The organism is Chromobacterium sp. LK1 (assembly GCF_001043555.1).
GTDB classification, from domain to species: Bacteria; Pseudomonadota; Gammaproteobacteria; order Burkholderiales; family Chromobacteriaceae; genus Chromobacterium; species Chromobacterium aquaticum.
Genome location: NZ_LDUI01000003.1, coordinates 1 through 20692, shown reverse-complemented (window position 1 = coordinate 20692; position 20692 = coordinate 1). Strand labels below are relative to the sequence as shown.

General features: G+C 66.9%; 22 protein-coding genes and 1 rRNA gene. 3 read left to right on the top strand and 20 right to left on the bottom strand.

Annotated elements, in window-relative coordinates; translation table 11 throughout:
- Positions 1-2: 2 nt before the first annotated feature.
- The 8 genes from VI26_RS01905 to VI26_RS01870 all read right to left on the bottom strand — a co-directional run bounded on the left by VI26_RS01905 (position 3) and on the right by VI26_RS01870 (position 9178).
- Positions 3-893 (bottom strand): TatD family hydrolase, encoded by an 891-nt coding sequence (locus VI26_RS01905; RefSeq protein WP_197081345.1) that lies wholly within the window; start codon positions 891-893, stop codon positions 3-5.
- Positions 880-1575, bottom strand: a complete 696-nt coding sequence (locus VI26_RS23015; protein WP_053074172.1) for an EboA domain-containing protein — start codon at positions 1573-1575, stop codon at positions 880-882. Before VI26_RS23015 ends, VI26_RS01905 begins: the two co-directional genes overlap by 14 nt.
- A 15-nt stretch (positions 1576-1590) precedes the next feature.
- Entirely contained in the window at positions 1591-2532 is a 942-nt protein-coding gene (locus tag VI26_RS01895; RefSeq protein WP_156183700.1) for a UbiA family prenyltransferase, read from the bottom strand.
- The gene (gene eboE, locus VI26_RS01890; protein WP_048408056.1) at positions 2529-3764 is read right to left on the bottom strand and encodes a metabolite traffic protein EboE; all 1236 of its coding nucleotides are present in this window, start codon (positions 3762-3764) and stop codon (positions 2529-2531) included. Before eboE ends, VI26_RS01895 begins: the two co-directional genes overlap by 4 nt.
- On the bottom strand, positions 3751-4983 hold the full coding sequence (locus VI26_RS01885) for a 3-dehydroquinate synthase (RefSeq protein ID WP_197081344.1): 1233 nt from the start codon (positions 4981-4983) through the stop codon (positions 3751-3753). The genes eboE and VI26_RS01885 overlap by 14 nt, the downstream gene beginning before the upstream one ends.
- Before the next feature lie 116 nt (positions 4984-5099).
- Positions 5100-6161 (bottom strand): ferritin-like protein, encoded by a 1062-nt coding sequence (locus VI26_RS01880; RefSeq protein ID WP_048408055.1) that lies wholly within the window; start codon positions 6159-6161, stop codon positions 5100-5102.
- Between the two features lie 13 nt (positions 6162-6174).
- Positions 6175-8151, bottom strand: a complete 1977-nt coding sequence (locus VI26_RS01875) for a hypothetical protein (RefSeq protein ID WP_048408054.1) — start codon at positions 8149-8151, stop codon at positions 6175-6177.
- A 10-nt stretch (positions 8152-8161) separates the two neighbouring features.
- Entirely contained in the window at positions 8162-9178 is a 1017-nt protein-coding gene (locus tag VI26_RS01870; RefSeq protein WP_156183699.1) for a hypothetical protein, read from the bottom strand.
- A gap of 565 nt (positions 9179-9743) precedes the next feature.
- On the opposite strand from VI26_RS01870, the gene VI26_RS01865 reads away from it, so the two are divergent.
- Positions 9744-10085 (top strand): hypothetical protein, encoded by a 342-nt coding sequence (locus VI26_RS01865; protein WP_048408053.1) that lies wholly within the window; start codon positions 9744-9746, stop codon positions 10083-10085.
- An 89-nt stretch (positions 10086-10174) separates the two neighbouring features.
- Here the strand turns inward: VI26_RS01865 and VI26_RS01860 are convergent, their stop codons facing one another.
- From VI26_RS01860 to VI26_RS01815, 11 genes are all read right to left on the bottom strand, one after another.
- The gene (locus VI26_RS01860) at positions 10175-10828 is read right to left on the bottom strand and encodes a phage baseplate assembly protein V (protein ID WP_048408052.1); all 654 of its coding nucleotides are present in this window, start codon (positions 10826-10828) and stop codon (positions 10175-10177) included.
- The gene (locus tag VI26_RS01855; protein ID WP_048408051.1) at positions 10825-11880 is read right to left on the bottom strand and encodes a phage late control D family protein; all 1056 of its coding nucleotides are present in this window, start codon (positions 11878-11880) and stop codon (positions 10825-10827) included. The genes VI26_RS01860 and VI26_RS01855 overlap by 4 nt, the downstream gene beginning before the upstream one ends.
- Entirely contained in the window at positions 11877-12092 is a 216-nt protein-coding gene (locus VI26_RS01850) for a tail protein X (protein WP_048408050.1), read from the bottom strand. The genes VI26_RS01855 and VI26_RS01850 overlap by 4 nt, the downstream gene beginning before the upstream one ends.
- 4 nt (positions 12093-12096) lie before the next feature.
- A complete protein-coding gene (locus tag VI26_RS01845) occupies positions 12097-13008 on the bottom strand; it encodes a phage tail protein (RefSeq protein ID WP_048408049.1) in 912 nt (303 codons plus the stop codon).
- A 61-nt stretch (positions 13009-13069) separates the two neighbouring features.
- Entirely contained in the window at positions 13070-15712 is a 2643-nt protein-coding gene (locus VI26_RS01840) for a hypothetical protein (protein WP_048408048.1), read from the bottom strand.
- A 124-nt stretch (positions 15713-15836) separates the two neighbouring features.
- A complete protein-coding gene (locus VI26_RS25135) occupies positions 15837-15965 on the bottom strand; it encodes a GpE family phage tail protein (RefSeq protein WP_191186169.1) in 129 nt (42 codons plus the stop codon).
- 25 nt (positions 15966-15990) lie between these two features.
- Positions 15991-16245 carry a phage tail assembly protein gene (locus VI26_RS01835; protein WP_019101636.1) on the bottom strand — a complete coding sequence of 85 codons (255 nt, stop codon included), beginning with the start codon at positions 16243-16245 and terminating at the stop codon, positions 15991-15993.
- A gap of 214 nt (positions 16246-16459) precedes the next feature.
- Positions 16460-16984 carry a phage major tail tube protein gene (locus VI26_RS01830; RefSeq protein ID WP_048408047.1) on the bottom strand — a complete coding sequence of 175 codons (525 nt, stop codon included), beginning with the start codon at positions 16982-16984 and terminating at the stop codon, positions 16460-16462.
- 2 nt (positions 16985-16986) lie between these two features.
- Positions 16987-18423, bottom strand: a complete 1437-nt coding sequence (locus VI26_RS01825) for a phage tail sheath subtilisin-like domain-containing protein (RefSeq protein ID WP_048408046.1) — start codon at positions 18421-18423, stop codon at positions 16987-16989.
- Positions 18424-18425: 2 nt separating this feature from the next.
- Positions 18426-18623 (bottom strand): hypothetical protein, encoded by a 198-nt coding sequence (locus VI26_RS01820; protein ID WP_048408045.1) that lies wholly within the window; start codon positions 18621-18623, stop codon positions 18426-18428.
- Positions 18620-19084, bottom strand: a complete 465-nt coding sequence (locus tag VI26_RS01815) for a Gp37 family protein (protein WP_053074170.1) — start codon at positions 19082-19084, stop codon at positions 18620-18622. The genes VI26_RS01820 and VI26_RS01815 overlap by 4 nt, the downstream gene beginning before the upstream one ends.
- A gap of 231 nt (positions 19085-19315) precedes the next feature.
- Here VI26_RS01815 and VI26_RS01810 point away from each other — a divergent pair, with 231 nt between their 5' ends.
- Together VI26_RS01810 and VI26_RS01805 are read left to right on the top strand one after the other, a co-directional pair.
- Positions 19316-19663 carry a Mor transcription activator family protein gene (locus tag VI26_RS01810; protein ID WP_048408043.1) on the top strand — a complete coding sequence of 116 codons (348 nt, stop codon included), beginning with the start codon at positions 19316-19318 and terminating at the stop codon, positions 19661-19663.
- Positions 19664-19921: 258 nt separating this feature from the next.
- Positions 19922-20290 (top strand): hypothetical protein, encoded by a 369-nt coding sequence (locus VI26_RS01805; RefSeq protein WP_156183697.1) that lies wholly within the window; start codon positions 19922-19924, stop codon positions 20288-20290.
- Positions 20291-20396: 106 nt separating this feature from the next.
- On the opposite strand, the gene rrf is transcribed toward VI26_RS01805, so the two are convergent.
- A 5S ribosomal RNA gene (gene rrf, locus VI26_RS01800) occupies positions 20397-20511 on the bottom strand.
- Between the last annotated feature and the right edge of the window lie 181 nt (positions 20512-20692).

Sequence of the window (20692 nt, the reverse complement as noted above, 5' to 3'; positions counted from 1 at the left end):
TTTCAGTCCACGATGTCCACTTGCGGGTTCTGGCCGCGCAGCACGGAGTTGCCCTGGTACAGGCGGCGCTGGTCCACCGCCAGCGGGCTGTTGGCTTCTTCGATGTCCAGACGGCCGCTCTGGGCGAAGAAGTCCAGCGGGTTGCGCCAGACTATGGTTTCGATGTCGCGCTCGGCGATGCCGGCGGCGCGCATCGCGTCCACGGTCTTGGGCACTTTCAGCGGGTCGCTGACGCCCCAGTCGGCGGCGCTGTTGATGATGATGCGTTCGCTGCCGTACTGGCGCACCAGCGCCACCATGCGCGGCTCGTCCATCTTGGTGTTGGGGTAGATAGAGTGGCCGGCCCAGCAGCCGGAGTCCAGCACCAGCGGCAGGGTTTCTTCGGTATTGTGGTCGATCAGCACCCGTTCCGGCGCGATGCCGCTGTCGCGCACCAGCGCCAGGCTGCGCACGGTGCCGGCCTTTTTGTCGCGGTGCGGGGTGTGCACCAGCGCCGGCAGGTCGAACTGTATCGCCAGTTCCAGCTGGCGGGCGAAGTAGCGCTCTTCGGCCGGGGTTTCGTCGTCGAAGCCGATTTCCCCCACCGCCACCACGCCATCCTTGTCCAGGTAGCGCTCCAGCAGCGCCATCACGCCGTCGGCCACGTCTGGGTTGTTGGTTTCCTTGGGATTGAGGCCCAGGGTGCAGAAGTGGCGGATGCCGAACTGGGCGGCGCGGAAGCGCTCCCAGCCCAGCAGCGACAGAAAGTAGTCGTCGAAGCTGCCGACATGGCGGCGCGGCTGACCCATCCAGAACGCCGGCTCCACCACCACGCTGATGCCGGCCCGGCTCATCGCCTGGTAGTCGTCGGTGGTGCGGGAGGTCATGTGGATGTGCGGATCAAACATTTTCATGATGCAGTCCTTGCAGTAGGAAAACGATGTCGTCGGACACGCTGCGGCCGGCGGCGCGGCGCTCGCTGGCGTAGGCGGCCACCATCTGTGCCAGTTCCGGGCTCCAGCGCCGTTCCAGGCCGGCGATATGCCGCGCCGGCGCGCCGGTGAACAGCGCCTTGAGCACCAGCTGGTTGAAATTGAGATCGGGAAACCATTGCGCCGGGTAGGCGTTGTCGCAGGCCAGCGCCTGGAACACGCCGGCCACGTGGCTGCGGCTGGCGTCGGTGGCCAGCGCCAGCCAGTCTTCCGGCTTGGGCAGCAGGATCAGCGTCTTGACCACCGCCTGCTGTTCCAGGCTATCGCCGCCGCGGTAGAGGTCGAACCCCAGTTCGAAGCCGGCGCCGGCGGCCAGCGCGCGCAATAGCAGCAGCGCGCGGCCGGCGTCGCCGGGCGACCACGCTTCCGCCGCCAGCACGCCCTGGGCCTGCAAGGCCTTGAGCGCGCCCTTGGGCAGCAGGGTCAGCGCCGCCAGTTGCCGCTTGGCCACGCTGAACAGCCGGCGCGCGGCCTCGGGGTCCGGCGCGGCGGCGAACCGGCGACAGGACTCCAGCCACACCAGCGCCTGGGCGGCGTTGTGGCGGTCCGCGGCGTCCAGCAGGCTGGCGTGGATCTGATCCGCCAGCATGGTTTGCATTTCCATGATGCGACTCTCCGTTCAGGTGCCGGGCACCCGGCGTTGCCAGCTCAGGGTCAGCCAGGCGGCCAGCGCCGCCGGCACCGCCCACTGCGGCAGGCCGGCAGCGGCGATGAACAGCGCGTCCGCCAGCGCGATGCCGGCGATCAGTCCGCCGACGGCGCGCGGCATGTCGCGGCCGGGTCCGGGCCAGGCCAGGCGCAGGCAGTGCGCGCTCCAGCCCAGGCTGAGCAGCAGGAAGGGCAGCGTCCAGGGCTGGAACGGCTGGCTGAGCAGGAACAGCGGCGGCGCGGCCAGGCCCAGCAGCGGCGCCAGCCGGCCCAGGCCGGCGCGGCCTTCCTGCTTGGCCACATAGGTCAGCGCGATCAGATAGGCCAGCAGCGCCAGCGCCGCCAGCAGCAGCAGGCCGGACAGCGCGCCGCCGCTGAGCGCCAGGCCGCAGATCAGGTAGACCTGCATCCGGCACAAGCCCATCAGCAGCGGGCTGAGCGGGTTGCGTTTGTGCCAGAGGTCGTACACCAGCACGGTGGCGGCCAGGCACAGGCCGGCGAGGAAGGCGGACGGGCCCAGCGCCGCCAGCACGGCGACGCCGGCGGCCAGCAGCGCGTAGCCGGCCAGGAACACCAGCCGCGCCGACACCAGGCCGGCGGGAATCGGCCGCTCCGGCCGCTCGCGCGCGTCGATGCGGCGGTCGAAGGCGTCGTTCAGATACATGCCGGCCACGTAGATCAGCGACAGCGCCAGCAGCAGCAAGGCCAGCGCGCCGCCGCTTACGGCGTGGCCGGACAGCGCCGCGCCAGCCAGCACATTGCTCCACACCGTGGGCAGGTTGGACACCCGGCCCAGGCGCAGCGCCAGCGACCAGACTCCGGCCACGCGCCGCCGGGTCTGGCGCGCGTGGCGCCGCGACAGGCGTCGCCGGGCGCTGGTCTTGGGTATCGGCAGCGCGCGCTGGCCACTCATCGCAGCTGGCCCTCCACCCATTGCAGTTCCTGGCAGATCGCCTCGCCCAGGTCGCCCTGGCGATGGGCCGGCGGCAGCACGCTCCAGCTATAGGTTTCCACTTCCAGGTGGCTGCATATCGGCCGCAGGCGTTGCTGCGCCAGCAGCCGCGACAGAAAGTCCTGGGTGCTGGCGAACGGCCCCAGCGCGGCATGGCAGATGGGCACGTGGAAGTGGATGCGCCATTCGTCCGCCGCTTGCTGCGGCAATGCCGCCAGCGCCATCGGCAGGTCCGGGTAGCGCAGCAGTTCGCTGCCGCGCCGCGCCACCACTTGGTGCAGATAGGTGTCTTCGGCGAAGGCGCGCAGCGCCTCGGCCGCCATCCGGTCCGGCCGCGTCACGCGCAGGCCGGAGCTGAGCTGCAACTTGGCGATGGAGAGGCCGGCCTGTTCCAGCCGCGCCACCGCGTCTTCCGGCTGCTCGTATTCCACCGCCGCGTGGCAGGCGTCCAGGCACACGCCCAGGTGGCGGCGCACGATGGCTTCGGCCTCCTCGCGCTTGACCCCGCACCATTTGGCCACCTGGTTGAGCGCGGCCCGGCTCAGGAGGTGCAGTTCGAAGAAGGCCACCGCGTCCTCGCTGGTGGCCAGCAGGCAATCCGGTTCCGGTTCCAGCGCCAGCACGATGCGGCGACCGCTGTCGCGGTGCAGGCGGTGCAGGAAGACCGCGTGTTCCAGCAGATGGGTGGAAATCCACAGCGCGGCGCTGCCATCCCCGCTCAGGTGCTGGCGATAGCCGCCGGGCACGGTGCTGACGCTGCCGTAGTTCATTTCCTCCGGCAGCAGTGCGGCCAGCAACTGGGCCAGCCGGTTGCTGTAGATCAGCCGCTGCGGGTCGCGCCAATCCGGCAGGTAGACCGCGTCCTTCACCGCTTGGCGGTGGAAGGCGCCGAAGGGGAAGCCGTTGATGGTGAACACATAGCATTGGTGCTGGGCCAGGAAGGCGCGGAACTCGTCCAGCGCCGGCGCGGCCTCCAGTTGCCGCGACGCCAGCGCAGACAGGCGCAGCCCGATGCCGAACGGCCGGTCCGGCGCCACCCGCGCCTTGATGCGCGGCAGGTGGAAGCCCAGTTGAGCGCGCATTTCCGACCAGCTTTCGCCGGGGTGGATATTGCTGCAATAGCTCAGGTGGGTCGCGGGGAATTGGCCGGCCGCCTGGCTGTCCGGGCGGGATTGGGGGTTAAGCAGCAACATGGTCATCACTCCTGTCGCGCAGCCAGTCTATGGCCGCGTTCATCCGATCCGCGTCGATGGCGTGCACTTCCACGCCCTGCCCCAAACGCTGCAGCAGGGTGATGGTCAGTTCGCCGCCAAGGTGTTCGCGGAACTCATCCAGGCCGGCCAGCAGCTGGCGGCGCTCGCCGTCGCGCCAGTCCAGCGCCGGGTGCCACAACGCGAAGCCCAGCCGCAGCAGCAACCGGTGCAGGCTGAGCTGGGCCGCTTCGCGCAGCAGGCCGGCCAGCACCGCGTAGCGGCAGTCCAGCGCCAGGCCTATCGCCACCGCCTCGCCGTGGCGCAGCGCGTAGCCGCTCAGCGCTTCCAGCTTGTGCGCGGCCCAGTGGCCGAAATCCAGCGGCCGGGCGCTGCCGAACTCGAAGGGGTCGCCGCCCTGGCCGATGTGGTTCAGGTGCAGTTCGGCGCAGCGCCGTATCATCCATTGCATCGCGTCGTCGTCGCCGGCGGCCAGCGCTTCGGCGTTGGCGTCCAGCCAGTCGAAGAAGGCGCGGTCGCGTATCGCCGCCACTTTCACCGCTTCGGCGATGCCGGCGATGCGGTCGCGGCGCGGCAGGCTGGCGATGAAGTCGTAGTCGTTGAGCACGGCGAACGGCGGCGCGAAGGCGCCGAGGAAGTTCTTGGCGCCAAAGGCGTTGATCGCGGTTTTGACGCCGACGCCGGAGTCGTTCTGCGCCAACACCGTGGTGGGCATGCGCACCACGCGCACGCCGCGATGGGTGGTGGCGGCGGCGAAGCCGGCCATGTCCAGCAGCGCGCCGCCGCCGACGATGACCAGGCAGCTGTGGCGGTCGACATGGCAGTGCTGCAGCCAGCCTTGCAGCGCGAACAGCTGCTCCGGGTCGTTCTTGCAGGCTTCGCCGCCCGGCACCAGCCGCGGCGGCGCGGCCAGTTCCAGCGCCGCGCGGTGGCGCCGGGCGTAGCGTTCGAAGGCGGCGGGCAGCCGCGGATGGGCGGCGGCCACGTCCTGGTCTATCGCCACCACGAAGCGATGGCGCCGTTCCGGCTCGCGCCGGCAGATCGCCTGCAATAGCAGCAGGTTGCCGGGATCGCTGAGCAGGCCGCGTCCGAAATACACCGGGTATTCGAACGGCACGCTGAAGCGCTGCATGGTCATGGCGCCGGCGCTGCGGCCGCCCGGATCCGGGCTGAGCGGGGACTTGCTGGCTGGCAGTGGCATGGCTGTGTTCCTAAGAAGCTGTTCTAGTGTCTGCCGCGCGTTGACGACTCGGCGAGATGGCAAACGCGGCCCGGCATCCGCCGGACCGCTGTGGCCTTGCGCAATGGCGGACGGCGTTAATCGCTGGTGTCCATCCCTCCTTGCGTATTCACGTAGCGATAGCTGGGCCCGGCGGTCTGCTCGCTGCCCGGCGCCACCGGCGTTTCCATCAGGCTGACCGCCTGCACCTTGAGGTCGTACATCAGGCCGATGGCGGTATCGATGCGCTTGGGCTCGCCGTTGAAGGCCTGGTGCAAGGCGTTGAGCAGGCTGCTGTAGCTGTAGGCGAAGGCCTCCACCCTCACCTTGGCCTGGGTGTTGTCCTGGTAGTCGTAGTCCTGCGGGTTGGACACCATCGGGTACACCCCGTCCTCGTCGTAGGGCACCGGGGCGCCGGCGTAGGCGTAGCCGCCGTCCGGGGTGCTGACGATGCGGCGGCCGTAGTAGATTTCGCCGAACTTGTAGTAGTGCGCCGGGTTGCCCGGCGACTGGTTCGGGTTGGTGCTGGTGCCCTCGCCTTCGACGATGATGATGTTGATGGCGTGCAGGGCGCTGGCCACGTCGGTGATGGGGAACAGCCGCTCCGGCGAGAACCAGCCCAGCACCTGCTTGGGCACGGTGGCCGGGATGAAGATGCCGTCGCCCAGTTCCTTGATCTTCTTCTTGATCGCGTCGTAGAACTCGCCGATGGTGGCGTAGTCCGGCTCGTCCTCGGCGGCGAGCTTGGGCGTTTCCACCGGCACCGGGTCTTCCGGCTCCTCGATCACCATGAAGGTGTTGAACACCAGCTCCTTGGAAAACGGTTCGATGCCGACGATGAAGCCCTCGCCGCCGATGGACATCGGCAGCGGCCCCGGATATTTGGGGATGAACGGCGGCTTGTTGATCTGCGGATGGCCGCCGATGGAGATCAGGATGTTGCCCGCGATGCACATGTGCAGCATTTCCTGCATCACGATGCTGTGGATCAGCTGGCGGATTTCCTCGTTGTAGCCCGCCTTCAGCGAGAACATCGCGGTCAGATAGGGCGGAATGGTGGCATGCTCCAGTTCCACCGCGTTTTGCAGGTAGTAGTGCAGGTCGGCCGCGGTCTTGGCGGCGCGGATGCCGTGGATGATGCTGCGTTGCAAGCGAATCATGGTCTGTTCTCCCTCAATCCTTCGACGGCGCGGCTTTGCGCTGCGCCTGGCGTTGCAGCACCACCGCGCTCTTGCCGGCGATTTGCAGATCGTCCAAGGTCACCGCCACCGCGTTGGCGTCCACCGCCTGCGGCGCGGGCGCGGCGGCGGCCTTGGCCGACGGCGTGCCCTTGAGCGGCTTGCCCTGGGCGTCGGTCCGCCGCAGCCACTTGAGGATGATGGCGCGCTTGTCGTCGGACAGATCGCGCGGCACCGGCATGTGATTGGGATCGCTCATCGGCAGCGAGAACGCCAGTTTGAGGATGTCGAGATGGCGCACCACGGAGTCGTAATCGCCCAGGTCCACCACATGCTTGCTCATGATGGGATAGAGGTTGCCGTACTGGACGAAGATGGGCCGGATATCGTCGTACCAGGTGGGGTGCTCCGGCTCCGGCACGCGGTCGAAGGCCAGCACGCTGACGAAGTTCCAGTAGTTGCTGACATAGTCCTGCGGTTGCTGCTGCAGTTGATAACCGATGCCGTACAACTGGCCGTCGATATAACCGCGCGGATTGCCCGGCCCGGCCGGGATCGCGCCGATCACCGCGCGGCCGTGGCCGCCGTCGTTGGTGTGGAAGGACGCCGGGTACTGCACCGCGTCCGCCGGCACGCTGATCGGGGGCGGCAGCACCGGTTTGTTGTGCGGCGGCGACGGCGGCAGCGGCTGGCCGCCGCCCATCAGGGTGGCGCCGTCGGGCAGCAGTTCCACGTTCACCTGCGCGGACAGCGGCTGGCCGTAACGGCTGGCGAAGAAGCTGACCGGCAACTTCTCGCCGGCGTTCAAGCGCAGCACATGTTCGTCGGAACGCACATAGAGGCCGTCGATGGACTCTTGCACCAGTACTTGGTAGCCGGAGCCGGACGGGCTCAGCAACAGCAGCGGGCAGGCTTCCAGCGCCTGCCTGGCGCCCGGAATGGCCGAGTAGTCGAAGTCCTGGACCGCCGCGGTCTGACAGAACCACGGCGACGGCTCGTCGCTGGCCGCCGCGCCCGGCTGCGGCGGGTCATAGGCCACCTGGCCCAGCACGATGACCTGGTCCTGGCTCAGGCTGGCGCTGATCGGCGCTTGCGCCGGCTGTTTCAACACCGCCAGCGTCAAGGGCCCCAGATCGACGAAGGCGCCGCTGGCGTCGACGATGGGCAGCGCGTTGCCGAAGTCCGCGGTCAGGGTCTGGCGCTCCGGGTGGTTCTTGCACTGGAAGCAGTACACGCCGCCTGCCGGCACCAGCGGGTAGGCGTCCGGGTCCTGATCCAGTTGCGCGGTCATTTGCCGGCCCAGCACGAAATGCTTGGGCTCGCGCTCGTGATAGGGACCGATGGTGCCGACGATATGGCCCTGGGTGTAGCGCGGGATGGACGGGTCGCGGCCGTAGCCGAACAGATTGAACTCGATGGCCAGCAGGCCGTGCTGGCTGGCCTTGCGCATCGCTTCCAGCACCGGCGAGCGGCTGTGCCCGTGCCATTGCACGTTTTCCAGGATGGACTGGTAGTTGGCGGCCAGTTGCTGGTCGGAGCGGACGCCGTGCTGCTGGCGCAGCCACAAATTCATGAAGCCCACCGGCAGCATGTCGCCGATGAATAGCGCGCGCTCGACATTATCGGTCAGCCGCACTTGCAAGGCCCAGATCTGCGACACCATTTGCTGCTGCGGGTCCAGGTCCGCCATCTTGCCCGGCGCGCGGCAATCGGCGTTTTCCATCGCCATGCCGATGATGGGGTCCTGGGCGCTGCTGGTGATGGGCTTGCCGTTGAGGCTGGCGCCGGTGACGCTGCAGCTGACGAAGCGGAAGATGGCGGTGCCCTGCGGATTCCAGCCGCCGTCGCCGTACTCCTGGTATTGCTCCTTGAAGGCGTCGGAATCGTAATAACAGACATTGTTGTTGACGGTGGACACGTCCGACTGGAAGTAGCCGGAAAAGTGGATGCGGGGAGAGTCGAGATAACTCATGGCGATTCCTTTACGGCTGCAGGGTGGCCCAGCTCGGGTCGGCTTGGGCATTGGCCTTGTCGGCCGCCGGCGCGTCCGCCTTGCCCTTGTCCGGGCAATCGGTGGCGAACAGGCAGCACCATTCCGGCTTGGCCGGGCACATTTCGGCCACTTTGAGCCAGGTCCGTTTCGGGTCCGGCTTTTGCGCGCGGAAGTTGCTGTAGTTCTGGCTGACCATGGGCGCGTCCGGCGGCGAGCCGGGATCGCCGGAGAAGAAGAAGGACTGCGGATGGCGGTACGGCGCGCCCTTGCCGCCGTCGCGCGTCGGCTGTTTGTAGAAGGCGTAGCCGAACAGGATGCTGCCCGGCTGCACGATGCGCGAGTACGCCTGGACGCTGCCGTTCAGATGGGTGCTCTGCTCGGCGTTGTACGGCAGGTGCTTGATGAAGTCGCGGCGCGGCGGGTGGTTGTCCAAGGAGAACTGGCAGCACTGCGGCGTGCCCTTGGGCCGGTCCGCGTAGCGCAGGAAGTAAGCCTTGTTGCCCAGGGACACGAAGGAGCAGCTGTACTGGTTGCTGCCGGGGAAGATCGGCAGGCAGCGCTTTTCATAATGCTCCATCATCGCGCCGCGGCCGTCGCCGTCCGCCGGCACATAGCTGGCATCGTAGTAGCTGGCGCCGTAGGATTTTTCGTAGTCCTGGCCTTCCGTCATGCCGGCCGGCGGCGAGGCGTACGGCGGCGGGTATTGCTGGATCGCCGCCTGATTGTAGATGCGGTACATGGTCCAGTTGCTGACCCACCATTCCGGGAACAGCGGATCGCTGGGTTCGCCGGGCTTGCGCGGATAGACGCAGCTGCCCGGCAGCGGACAGCCGACGGTGTTGTGCACGCCGCCGGTGTAATAGCTGTGACGCGCCGCCGGCGTATTCTTCATGGCCTTGAACGCGGCGGCGGCGGACGCCTCCGGCATGTCGGCGGCCTGGACGCCGGCGACGGCGCAGACCAGCGCCAGACCCAAGCCAGCCGCGACAGACTGTTGCAATGACATCGATCCTGCTCCTTGTATTGAGAAGCCTCGGTGCCATCCGTCCCCTTGCGGCCAGCCTGCATCAGCTCCGCCACGGACGGCGCCGCCATGGGGCGGCCGGGCCGCCCCTCCCTAGGGCCGGTTCAACATCCGCTACGCCTTATGAAACCCCACACGGCGAATGCGTCCTCGAAATGCGCATGTACCACGCGTGCATTTCGCTTTCTCGGCCGCAGCGCCCTGGCGCGCAGGATCGTGAACCGGCGCCAAGCTGCAGCGCACTACGTACATTCACTTAGTATTTTCTATCAAAAATAAACATGCTTATATCATTACATGCAAGTGTGGTTATAGCTGGCGCCAGACCGCTAGCAAAGGAAAATGTGGAACACAAACTAAAGACAGCACGCGGCGCGTCCGGATCCAGCCAACGCTTGACCCCGGCGCCGGCGCTGAACGACAATTCCCGTCGCGCCGCGTTTTTCCGGCGCCGGGCGCGCCGCCCCGCAACGGCCGTCAGGCCGCTCCCGCCCTGTGCCGGCGAGGTCCGGACCGGCCGCGCCGACATCCATTGGAAAACTTCATCATGGCAACCCCCTCTTCTCCGCTCCAGACGCTGCCCGGCAAGCCCACGCATCAGCTGGGGCAGGCAATCGCCCAACTGCAGGCGCTGCGGCGGCAACATGCCGAACTGAGCATGCTGGACGCGGTGATCGATGAGCTGAGCCGCTGCCACCAATCTATCCATCAGATCGCCAGCCGTCATCTGGTGGAGCTGGACGCCGCCAACTCCAGCCTGGCCGCGGCCTTGCAGTTGCTGTGGCAGTGCCAGGACGACGCCGCGCCGGGCAACCATCTCGCCTTCATGCTGGAGCCGCTGCATGCGATGCAGTTGAACGCGGCCAGCGAGTTGAACCGCTTGATCTGACAGCCTTGCTTCTAGACGCAACCCAGCCCCGATGGCTCTCGCCATCGGGGCTGGGTGCTTGACGCCGCGGCGGATCTTAAGCGCCGTGTTTACACCGGCCCGCCGGTCATGCCGCCCGGCGCCGGATGCACGTGGCCGACCAGGCTCTTGCCGCTGGCCACCACATCGCCGCCAGCATTGTTGAAGCTGCCGCCGCTCTGGCTGATATTGCCGGCAAAGCTGGCGCCGCCGCCGCCGGAACCGTTCAGGCCACCCTGATAGGTGAGCAGGCCCTTGACCAGCAAGGTGCCGCTGATCTCGGTGGCCGGCGCGTCTATGCTGACCTTGGCGCCGGCCTTGAGGGTGATCTCGGCGCCCGCCTCCACCACCACCTTGCTCACCCCGCCGCGCACGGTGAGCTGATGCGCGGCGCGGTCGTATTCCAGAATCGCGCCGTCGGCGAAGCGACGATGCCATTTGTCGCGGCTGGCCACCGGCACCGCGTCGGCGGCGGAGAAAATGGCGCCCAACACCACGCCGTCCTCGCCGCGCGCGTCCAGCAGCACCGCCACTTGCTCGCCGATGTCCGGCAGCCAGTAGTCCTTGTCGCGGCCGCTCTTGCGGCTGAGCACCGGCAGCCAGGCGGTGCGCAAGCTGCCCAGCTCCGGCAGCCGAACCCGCACGCGCTGGGTGTTTTCATCGACGGCGGAGACGCTGCCGAACTTGAGGGTGGCCAGCGCTTCCGGCAGGGGGACGTCGCTCATGGGGTTTTCCTTTTATCCTGGGCGGCGCTGACGGCCACCCGTTTCAATTCCAGTTCGCACACATAGCCGTCCTGGCGGCTGATGCGGTGGCTGGCGCGCTGGATCTGGTAGCGGCCAGACAGTTTGCCGAAGCCGTCCAGATCGATATTGCTGCCGGCGGCCAGCTGCGGCGAGCCGTCCACGGTGACGGACATGCGGGTGCGCTCCAGCTGGCGGCGCTCCAGCTCCGCCGCGGCCATCTGCTCGGCCTGGCGCTTGCCGGCGGCCTTGCGGGTGAGCTTGACGGTGTCGGCGCTGCTGGCCTTGCCGCCCGGCGCCTTGGCGTCGGCGCGCGCGCTGGCGGTGCGCAGCACGCGCTTGGCCGGATCGTGATAGCTGACGTCCACCTGGGCCGGCACCTTGCTGAGCTGGTCCTGCGCCTGCCAGCCCATCAGCTGGGCCGGGGTGTAGCGGCGCACGCTGGCGCTCTGCATCAGGTCGCTGCGCTTCCAGAACACCAGCTTGCGGTTGTTATCCATCACCTTGCAGACATAGCCGTGCTGGTCCGCCACCCGTTGCAGGAATTGCAGATCGGTTTCGTGATACTGGGTCAGCCGGTCTATGTTCACCGCCTCGATCTTGCCTTGCAGCTTCATGCGGTGGCGCTTGGCGATGCGCTGAGCCAGCGCTTGCAGCGTGATCTGCTCATAGGCGCGGCCGTTCTTGGTGCGCAGCGGATGCTGCACCCCGGTGGCCAGCGCGCGGATGCGCACGGTGGACGGCGGCGAGCGGTATTCCACTTCGTCGATGTCGAAGCTGCCCGCCGCCGTCAGCGCCGCGCCGCGGTAGCCCAGCTTGAGCGCCAGCGTGGCGCCCTTGTCCGGATACCAGCTGTCCAGCCAGCGGCCGTCCACGTCCTCCAGCTCCACATCCAGTTCATCGGATTCGCCGCTCAGGTGATCGGTGTAGGCGATGCTGAGCACGTGGCCGGCGATGTCGGCGGTGATGGATTTGCCGTTGTAGCTGAGCTCGAAAGCCGGGGTCGGCACGTCTTGCACGCGGCTGTCGCTCATGGCCGTCTCCAGGGCGGCAATTGCTCCAGCGCCGCGCTATCGGCGGCGTCCAGCACCGGAATCGCCAGGGTCAGGCCGGCGGGCAGGGTTTCGCCTATCGGCACATGGGCGTTGTTGGCGATCAGCTGCGCCATCTGGCCGACGTCGCCGTAATAGCGCCAGGCGATCTGGTCCCAGCGTTCATTTTCTTGAGTCACATGGTTCAGGAACATGGCTTCACCTCAGGATGCGCCGCACTGCGGCCTTGGCGGCCAGGCCGGCCAGCGGCTCGGCCAGTTCGCGCAAGGCCACTTCGGAGCGGCCGTTGATTTCTTCGCAGGCGGCCAGCTTGTCCAGCACCTGGCCGGCCTGGGTGCCGGCCAGCAGCCGGCCCATCGCGCTCATGTTCAGCTTGGCCTGCTGCAGGCTCTGGCCCACGCGCACCGCGTCGCCGGCCAGCTTGCTGTATTGCTCGAACTTCGCCATCTGCTCGGCGCTGACTTGCAGGCCGGGCGCCACCGCCTGTACCTCCTTGAGCAGGCCTGGCAGCTTTTCCAGCGCGGCGGCCGGATCGCGGCCGGCCAATTGACGGATGTCGCGCGCGGTGTTGATCACGGTCTTGACCTTGCCCACCACGCTTTTGACCTGGGCTACCACCTTGGCCAGGCCGGCGATGTCGGCCTTGAAGCGCTCCAGCCCGGCCGGCAGCTTGAGCTTGCCCGCCGGCAGCCCGGCGCCGGCCTTGGCCAGCGCTGGCTTGGGCTTGGGCGGCGCGTCGCCACCGAACTCGCGCAGGCTGAGCTGGGCTTCCACCGCCAGCAGGCTGCCGCTGCGGTCGGTCTGGCGGCCGGTGCTTTGCAGCTCGGTGATGACGAAGCGGCCTTTGTAATCGCCGTTGCCCAGCACCAAGGCCAGCGCCTGATGCTGCTGCCGCGCCGCCTGCAGCTTCTTCAGCTCCTCATCCGGCTGGCAATAGGCGGCGTGCAGCACCAGGTCGATGCGGATTTCGTCCAGCTTGTCGCCGACGAATTGCAGCACCGGCTTGCCGCCGATGCGGCCGTGCTCGGCGAAGTCGCTGCCGCTGCGCTGTTCCAGGCCGTCGAAATACGTGATCAGATCAAACTCGATATTGCCCAGTACCGCGTACATGGGTTGCCCTCCAAATAGGTGGAAACAGGAGCCGGCGCGCTAGCGCGCCAGGCTCCGCGGCTCAAGCGCGGGCGCTATAGCTACGCCGTTGCCTATCCGCCTCGTAGCGCCGCATCAGGCGCTCGAACTCGGCGAAGGACAGCTGCATCGCCTGCTGCACCTGCTGCTTGACGCCCGCCGGCGCGCCGGCGTTGACGGTGATGTGCGGCGCGAAGCTGATGTTCATGCCGCCGCCCGCGCTCTTGGCCGGCGCCCTGGCCGCCGCGCCGCCCTGCTGCAGGCGTTGCAACTGCTGGCTGCGCGCCTGGGCTTGCGCTTGAAGCTGCGCAGGCGCCTGGGTCGCGGGCGTCGCGCCGCCCGCCGCCGGCGCTTTGGCCTTGCCGGGCATGGCCGCGCCGTGGATGGCGTTGCCCACCTTGCCACCGGCCCATTCCCCGGCGTATTTGCCGGCGAAGTGGCCGATGACGCCGCCCACCAGGGTGCCGACGCCGGGCAGGATCATGCTGCCGATGGCCGCGCCCATCGCCGCGCCGCCGATGGAGCCGCCGGCCTTGCCGCCTATCTTCCAGTACTCCTTGTTCTTCTCGGTCTGGCTGCGATTGGACTTGCTGACGTTCCACGCTTCCTGGCCGGCCTCCAACGCCGTGATCACCGAGCCGGCGACGCCGGCCTTGAGCAGGCCACCGGTGCGCTTGAACACTTCCTTGCCGATGCCGAGGCCGGCCTTGGCCACGCCGGCGCCGGTTTTCAGCAGCGGCGCCGCGCGTTGGGCCACCGTTCTGGCCAGCTTGGCCGCGCTGCCGATACCACCGCGCGCCAGTCCGGGCAGACGCTTCAGCCCCGCGCCGACGCGGCTGGCCACCGAACCCGCCGCCTTGGCCGCGCCCTGCGCGCCGGCCTTGGCCTTGCCCGGCAGGCTCTTGAGCCAGTCCCCGGTTTTCTGCGCGCCGCCGCGCAGCATGCCCGGCACCTGTTTCAGCGCATTGCCCAGGCCCTTGATTCCGGCCTTGGCCAGCGCCGCGCCGCGGCGGAACACCTCGCCGATGCCGCCGGGCAAGCCACGGCCCTTGGGCAGGCGCCGCGGACGCGGGCTCCGCCTGGGGCTCGGTCTCGGCTTCGGACTGGGCCTCCGTTTCGGGCTGGGCTTGGGACGCGGCTTGGGCCTGGGGCGCCGCTCCTTGCGGCCGCGCTCGCGTCTGTCGCCCTTTTTCTCCTTGTCGCGGCGCTCTTTCTTGCGGCGCTCGTCCCGATCCGGGTCCATGCCGTCGCCGGGCTTGTCGATGTCGCGCGTGGCCGGCTGGCAGCAACAGCAGCAGTTCTCGGGCTTGGCGCCCATGCAGTCGCCGGGCTTGTCCGCCTGGCCCTGAGTGGCCCCCGGCTTGTCCTCCTTGAACCATTCGCTGCCGGCGGCCCACAGCTTGCTCAGCAAGCCGCCCTTGGTGTCCTGGTAGCGGCGCAGCGACTTGCCCACCTTGTCGCTGATCTCGCCGGCCTTGGTCGCGCCGTCCTCCAGCGCTTTCACCGAGCCAAGCAGGCTTTCCACGCTGGGCAGCTTGCCGCCCAGCAAGGGGTTGAGCTTGCCGTGCACATAGCGCAGCGCCTTGTTGCCCATGCCTTGCGACAAGGTCTTGTGCACGGTGCCGGCCGCCTTGGCCACATCGCGGCTGATGCCGCCTACCTTGTCGTTGAATTCGATCAAGGGCGTGGCGTCCGGCGCCGGCAGGCCTTGCAATAGACGAATGGCGGAGCGGATCTTGCCGCCGCCGGCCTTGCCCTTGGCCGCCGCGCCGCCCGTCTTGCCCGGCTGGGCCGCCTTGGCGCCGTCTTCTTTCAGCAGCGTCTCGCTGGCGGCGGCGATCTTGGCCAGCACACTGCCCGGGGTGTCGGCGTAACGACGCAGCGCCTGGCCCACCCTGGCCGCGCCCTTGGCGACGGTGTCGCCGGCGTCGCGGGTGCTTTCCAGCGCGCCCAGCATGGCGTCGACGCTGGGCAGCTTGCCGCCCAGCAGCGGGTTGAGCTTGCCGTGCACATAGCGCAAGGCCTTATTGCCCAGGCCTTTGGACAGGACTTCGTGGGTTTTGCCGGCGGCGTCGGACAGCCAGCGCGAGGACAGCTGAACAGCGTCGGCCACGCCTATCCATCGCTGGATGCCGGGCGTGCGCAGACGCTGGAGGGTGGATTCGAGATCGGGCGGCGCGTCCTTGGACTTGTCGCCGCCGTCGCCGCGCGGGGTCGGGCGCTTGGGCACGGTCGGCGGGCGCGGATTGCAGGTGGCGTCTTTTTGCCGCTCCTGGCTTTCCAGCACCCGCTGCTCCACTTCGATCACCGCTTTGACCTTCACCGAGGCCTGCAGCTCGACGCGGCACTTGGCCACCAGCTCGCTGACCTGGGACACGCCGGGCAGGGCGAGCTTGACGCCCTGGCCGCGCTTGACGCTGTCCAGCCAGGCGTCGTGCCGCTGGCGCAAGCGCTCCAGCGTCAGCTCCAGCTTGTGGTGATCTCGCTCCAGCTGCGGCAGATCCAGCGCGGCGAAGGCCTTGCGCGAACGCTCCACGCTGTCGCTCAGCTCGCGCTGGCGGTCGCGCAAGCGCAAGCTGGTCTTGCCCAGTTCATCCAAGGAGGCGCGCGCGGAGCGGAAGGCGTTGTCGAAGACCCCGGACAGCGTCGCTCCCACCTTAAGACCGATGAAAAACTCGCTTACCATGGTGTTAGCCTGTGAGTATGAGGGGAAGGCCGCCAAACCAGCTCCGGCGGCTCTGGGTGGGGCCGGCGGCCGTCCTGACGGACGGGCCGGCCCCGGGCCGCGCGAACGCACGGCGCAGGAAAAATCAGTCTCGATCCAGCCACTGCTGTTCGCGCTCGTGGCGGCGCTGGATCTCACGCTCCGCCACCTCGCACCAGAACCAGTAGTCGTCCATCGCCAGCGCGTCGATTTCCGACGGCGGCAGGCCGAGCACGGTCAGCAGCGCTTCGTCGAAGTCCTTAAGCGTCGTCGGAGACGCCCACCATGTCGCGAAAGCAGTCCGCCAGCGCGCGGCTGTCGGCGATGTCGAGCTGGTCGATGTCTTCCAGCGTCAGGCCGGTCATGCGCGCGAACAGGAAATCCTCCTGGTCGGCGTCGTCCTGGCTGTGATGGCTGGCGGCCTTGAGATCGGCGCGCTTCAGGCGACTGATTTCCAGGCTGTCCAGGCGTTCGCCGGCGGCGTTGGTGAACGGGTATTTGAGTTTGATCTTCATGTGAGCTCCTTGGTCGCGGACTGCGTGGTTGATGAGCTTCATTTTCCGGTTTACGGCCCGGCGGGTCTGTTAAAGCCCTTTAGGGAAAGGCTTGAAAGCCCCGGCCTGCTTGCCGACAAGCCGCCTCCGGCTGCTCCGGAAGACCCGGCAACGCCGGGCCTCGCCTCATCAGCAAGAATGCGTGTCGACAAACCGGCCGGTGGCCGGCCCTTCATCAACCGCCGATATTGCGGCGGTACAGTTCCAGCATGTCGTCGCCGCCCACCCGGAAGATATTGGCCAGGTAGTCCAGCTCCAGCACATCCTCGCCATCCACTACCTGCTTGATGTAGGTGGCGGAGAAGGAGGAGCTGAAATCGGCGTTTTCATGCTGCTTGTAAGTGCCCAGCGGGTTCTTCTTGAACATCACGGTCAGGAAGGTCACCAGGCTGACTTGCTGCAAGCGGCCCTGCGCGCCATAGGTCTCGATGCTGGAGCGGGCCTGCAATTGCACCGCCTGGAACGGATTGGCGATGATCTTGGCCACGTCCTTGTACAAGGAGTTCCACTTGATCTCGCCTTCCAGCTTGTCGAAGCCGGCCGGCAGCTCGATCTTGCCTACCATGCCCAGCGCCTTGTGCTCCTGCATGATGGCGGACACGTCCGGCAGCTTGATCTCCTCGGCGCGACCCAACAGCGAGTTGCCGTTGATGTAGATGTTGGCGTTGGTGATGCGGTTGATTTCAATCTTGCCTGCCATGATCAATTGCCTCCCTTCAGGCTCAACAGGTATTCCGAGGTGATCTCGGTCTCAAAGGTCAGACGTTCCAGCGGCGGCGGCACCGTGTACTTGTAGCTGATCAGCAGATGGCCGGCGGCCAGCTCGGTCTCCGGATTGCGCGCCACGTCGAACCAGGCCTTGAAGCCCAGCAGCGCGCCGTCGCCGATCAGCTTGCGGCCATAGCCGTTCACCGATTCCACCAGCGCGTCGATGGTGGCCTGGTTCAGCGGCATGTCGATGAACTGCTGGCTGAAGTAGCGGATCGACTCATTGATCACGTCGCCGGTGCGGCGCACGTTCTCGAAGTTGCGCATATGGCTGACGGTGGGCCAGGCGGCGGTGCGGTTGCCCCACAGGCGGAAGCCGGAACCGAAGCTGGAGAACACCGTGGTGATGCCCTGCTCGTTCAGCAGGTTCACCTCGGACTGCGGGTCGTCTATCATCGCGGTCAGTTGGCGCTCCACGCCGATGACGCCGGCCAGTTCCTGGTTGGAGCTGGACCACCAGAAGCCCTTGTCGTTGTCCACCTTGGCGCGCAGGCCGGCGGCGCGGGCCGACAGCGGCTCCAGACGGGTGTCGTTGGTGGCCGGGTCGAACACCTTGACGTGCGGATAGCACAGGCGCACGCGGTCGCTGGAGGTGTTGAAGTTGATGCCGCCGGCCGGGCCGCGGCCGGCTTGCGCCTGGGCGAAGCTGGTGCCGATCGGCGCGTCGACATAGGCGATGGCGTCCAGCTTGTCGGCCATGGCCGCCATCGCGCTGGCCACCGAGTTCTGGGTGCAGAAGCCCGGCGCGATCAACAGTTTGGCGAAGAAACCGAAGCGGTTATAGGTGTCCTGCAGCGCCTTCAGACCGGTGCGGTTGCCGGCGGCGTTGACCGCGCCGATGATGTCGGCGGCGGTGATCTTGGTCGGATCGGCGTAGTCATAGCTGACTTTCAGGCCCGCGCCGGCGGCGATGGCGCCGTCCTTCAGCCGGGTGATCTTGCCGTTGACCGCGTCCAGCAGGTAGTCGGTGCCGGCCACGTAGGCGGTGGCGCCGTCGGCGCTCTTCACCACCACGTTCTGCAGCGCCGCCTTGGCGGTCTTGCCCTGGCCGGTGGCCGCGTCCAGCGTCACTGCCTCGCCGGCGACCGGGCTCTTGTGCAGCGCCGGGTCCAGCACATTGATCACCACCACGGTGCCGGCGCCGTGATCGTAGATCGCGTTCAGCGCTTGCGGGATGGTGAAGCCGGCCAGTTGCGGGCCGAAGGCCGCCGCGTCCTTTTCCGACAGGCACAACACCGGAGTGTTGGCCGCTTCCGGCGCCAGCGGCGCGGTGCCGATCAGGCCGATCACCGCCGATTTGACGGTGCGCACCGGGCGCGCGCCGCGTTCGACTTCAATGGTTTCCACGCCATGCAGATAATTCGCTGCCATGCTCAAGCTCCTTGTTCAGCGCTAGGGGAGGTCGGTTCCGCCGCCACGACCGGCAGCGGGCTCAGGTGCCGCAAGGCCAGCAGCATGCGGGTGTAATCGTGCTGCTCCGGCATGTCCACCTCGGCGCCGGGAAACAACATGATTTCCTGGCCGTCGGCCAGGGTGACGCCGCTGATCGGCCCGGAATACAAGTACTTCATGGTTGCTCCTCGTTAGTGACTGCGGTTAACACGGGCTCATGCCCAATGGCCGCCTCCGCCACCTGCCAGGTGTCGGCGGCCAGCGAAATGGCATAGCGGGCAATGCCGTCGCTGAACCCCAGAAAGGTTTCGGACGACAGCCACGCGGCTCGGCAATCCGGTGCGGCAAACCCAAGGCAGGCGCGCCGCGCCGCGTCCAGTGCCTCCATATCGTTGAACTGCGCGTTGGCGCGCCGCAGCAGCAGCGTCAGCTCCAACTGCAAGGTGCGCTGCTGGCCGAAACCGGCCGTGTCGCGCGGCGCAGCGAACTGGCTGCCGCGGTAGCTCAACAAGAGCGCGCCTTGCGGATGTTCGAGCCGATACTCGGCCGGCGCGCCGGCATAATGCTCGACGCTCAGTTGCGGCAAAATGCCGCGCAAACGCGTGACAAACGCGTCGACGATCTGGGAAGTGCTGGCCACGGGCGGGCTCCTGGACAACATGGGAAGGAACGCGAGATCGCTCGCGATGACGGTTGCCGACGACGCATGGCCATCGAACGAGGGCAAGGATGCGCCACCGCCACGGCGGCGGTCTTTTAATGCGCTTTACAGAAGAAGGGCGCGCTCCGGCGCTGACACGCGTCATCCGGGCCGCGCGCGTGAAGACAGCGATAATGGCCGTCATCGATACCGCCGCCAAAGGACAACGCCATGCAAGCACGCTTTCGCAGCAAAGGCCCGGAACTGCTCGTCGACCTAGCCCAGCACGTGGCCATGACGCTGAAACAGCTCGCCAACACCGAACAACAGCAAGCCGAGCAGTTGGGGCAGGAAATCGCCGAATGCATGGCCAAGCATTGGGGCGGGCAGAACATCTACTTCCCCATCGGCTTGTCCTACCGCTCCGCGCAGCGCGATCAACAGATCTACCGCGAATTCACCGGCGGCAACCACGCGGAGCTGGCGCGGCGCTACGGCGTATCGCTGCAATGGATCTACAAAATCATCAAGGCGGAACGCCAGCGCGAGCTGGAACAGCGCAGCACTCCGGACAACTGACGACGCCGGCGGGCTCCATATCAAAAAAGCCGCTCACCTCTTGATCGGGTGAGCGGCTTTCATTCGCGCTTTTAAACCATTTATCGATGAATAACACGTCCATTTGAAACACAAATAGCAGATATCTATTAAGATTCAAATTAATATATTAATATTTTCCTGCACCCAATCCGGATACCCCCTATACCTAGAAGGCAATTCAAGACAGCCGCCGCAGAGCCGCTGCAAACACTAGCCAAGACTAAACGGGGTATTCACATGAAACATCCAGCGCCGCTTGCCGCCATGGCATGCCTGTTGCTGTCGTCCGCCATCCTGGCCGGCGGCGGCGTCATCACCTTCAGTGGTCGCATCGTCGAAGCTCAATGTCCGATGTCCTTGAGCGCTCCGCCGCGCGACAATGCCCCCAGCCAGTTGCAAGTGGGCAAATGCAAGGCGCCCCTCCACCTCGAAGCCTTGCTGGCCAACGGCAAAACCTTGCCGCTGCAAGCCAAGGCCGACGCCCGCAGCAGCAGCCAGCCCTCCGCCAATGGCCTGGATCTGGACCGCAGCGAACGGAGCCGCAGCTTCAGCATCGCCACGCCCAAGAACAGCCAGCGCGGCCAACTGGTGGTCAGCTATTACTGAACGCCAAACGCAACAAAGCCTCCCCGAGGGGAGGCTTTCGTGTCGGCGTTTCCACCGCGCCAATGCATAAAGCCCAGCTCGTGTGAGCTGGGCTTTGCAATGGGGCGTCTGGCGGTGTCCTACTTTCACATGGCGAATGCCACACTATCATCGGCGCTAAGGCGTTTCACGGTCCTGTTCGGGATGGGAAGGCGTGGGACCACCTCGCTATGGCCACCAGACATAAACTGGTACAAACTTAAAGAAGCCTAGGTTGATACTCGATCAACCCACATATATTCGGTATTCAATTGTGTCGCACAACACTATCTCGTCACTCGGTTTCCCAAGCCACTCAAATGATAGGATCAAGCCTCACGAGCAATTAGTATCGGTTAGCTTAACGCCTCACAGCGCTTCCAC

Bases quoted from the DNA above. Each gene is read 5' to 3' on its own strand.
- VI26_RS01840 (WP_048408048.1), bottom strand. From the start codon at position 15,712: ATGGTAAGCGAGTTTTTCATCGGTCTTAAGGTGGGAGCGACGCTGTCC.
- VI26_RS01880 (WP_048408055.1), bottom strand. From the start codon at position 6,161: ATGATTCGCTTGCAACGCAGCATCATCCACGGCATCCGCGCCGCCAAG.
- VI26_RS01845 (WP_048408049.1), bottom strand. From the start codon at position 13,008: ATGTACGCGGTACTGGGCAATATCGAGTTTGATCTGATCACGTATTTC.
- VI26_RS01855 (WP_048408051.1), bottom strand. From the start codon at position 11,880: ATGAGCGACAGCCGCGTGCAAGACGTGCCGACCCCGGCTTTCGAGCTC.
- VI26_RS01805 (WP_156183697.1), top strand. From the start codon at position 19,922: ATGAAACATCCAGCGCCGCTTGCCGCCATGGCATGCCTGTTGCTGTCG.
- VI26_RS01865 (WP_048408053.1), top strand. From the start codon at position 9,744: ATGGCAACCCCCTCTTCTCCGCTCCAGACGCTGCCCGGCAAGCCCACG.
- VI26_RS01830 (WP_048408047.1), bottom strand. From the start codon at position 16,984: ATGGCAGGCAAGATTGAAATCAACCGCATCACCAACGCCAACATCTAC.
- VI26_RS01885 (WP_197081344.1), bottom strand. From the start codon at position 4,983: ATGCCACTGCCAGCCAGCAAGTCCCCGCTCAGCCCGGATCCGGGCGGC.
- VI26_RS01820 (WP_048408045.1), bottom strand. From the start codon at position 18,623: ATGAAGTACTTGTATTCCGGGCCGATCAGCGGCGTCACCCTGGCCGAC.
- VI26_RS23015 (WP_053074172.1), bottom strand. From the start codon at position 1,575: ATGGAAATGCAAACCATGCTGGCGGATCAGATCCACGCCAGCCTGCTG.
- VI26_RS01835 (WP_019101636.1), bottom strand. From the start codon at position 16,245: ATGAAGATCAAACTCAAATACCCGTTCACCAACGCCGCCGGCGAACGC.
- eboE (WP_048408056.1), bottom strand. From the start codon at position 3,764: ATGTTGCTGCTTAACCCCCAATCCCGCCCGGACAGCCAGGCGGCCGGC.
- VI26_RS01860 (WP_048408052.1), bottom strand. From the start codon at position 10,828: ATGAGCGACGTCCCCCTGCCGGAAGCGCTGGCCACCCTCAAGTTCGGC.
- VI26_RS01850 (WP_048408050.1), bottom strand. From the start codon at position 12,092: ATGTTCCTGAACCATGTGACTCAAGAAAATGAACGCTGGGACCAGATC.
- VI26_RS01810 (WP_048408043.1), top strand. From the start codon at position 19,316: ATGCAAGCACGCTTTCGCAGCAAAGGCCCGGAACTGCTCGTCGACCTA.
- VI26_RS01875 (WP_048408054.1), bottom strand. From the start codon at position 8,151: ATGAGTTATCTCGACTCTCCCCGCATCCACTTTTCCGGCTACTTCCAG.
- VI26_RS01870 (WP_156183699.1), bottom strand. From the start codon at position 9,178: ATGTCATTGCAACAGTCTGTCGCGGCTGGCTTGGGTCTGGCGCTGGTC.
- VI26_RS01895 (WP_156183700.1), bottom strand. From the start codon at position 2,532: ATGAGTGGCCAGCGCGCGCTGCCGATACCCAAGACCAGCGCCCGGCGA.
- VI26_RS01905 (WP_197081345.1), bottom strand. From the start codon at position 893: ATGAAAATGTTTGATCCGCACATCCACATGACCTCCCGCACCACCGAC.
- VI26_RS01825 (WP_048408046.1), bottom strand. From the start codon at position 18,423: ATGGCAGCGAATTATCTGCATGGCGTGGAAACCATTGAAGTCGAACGC.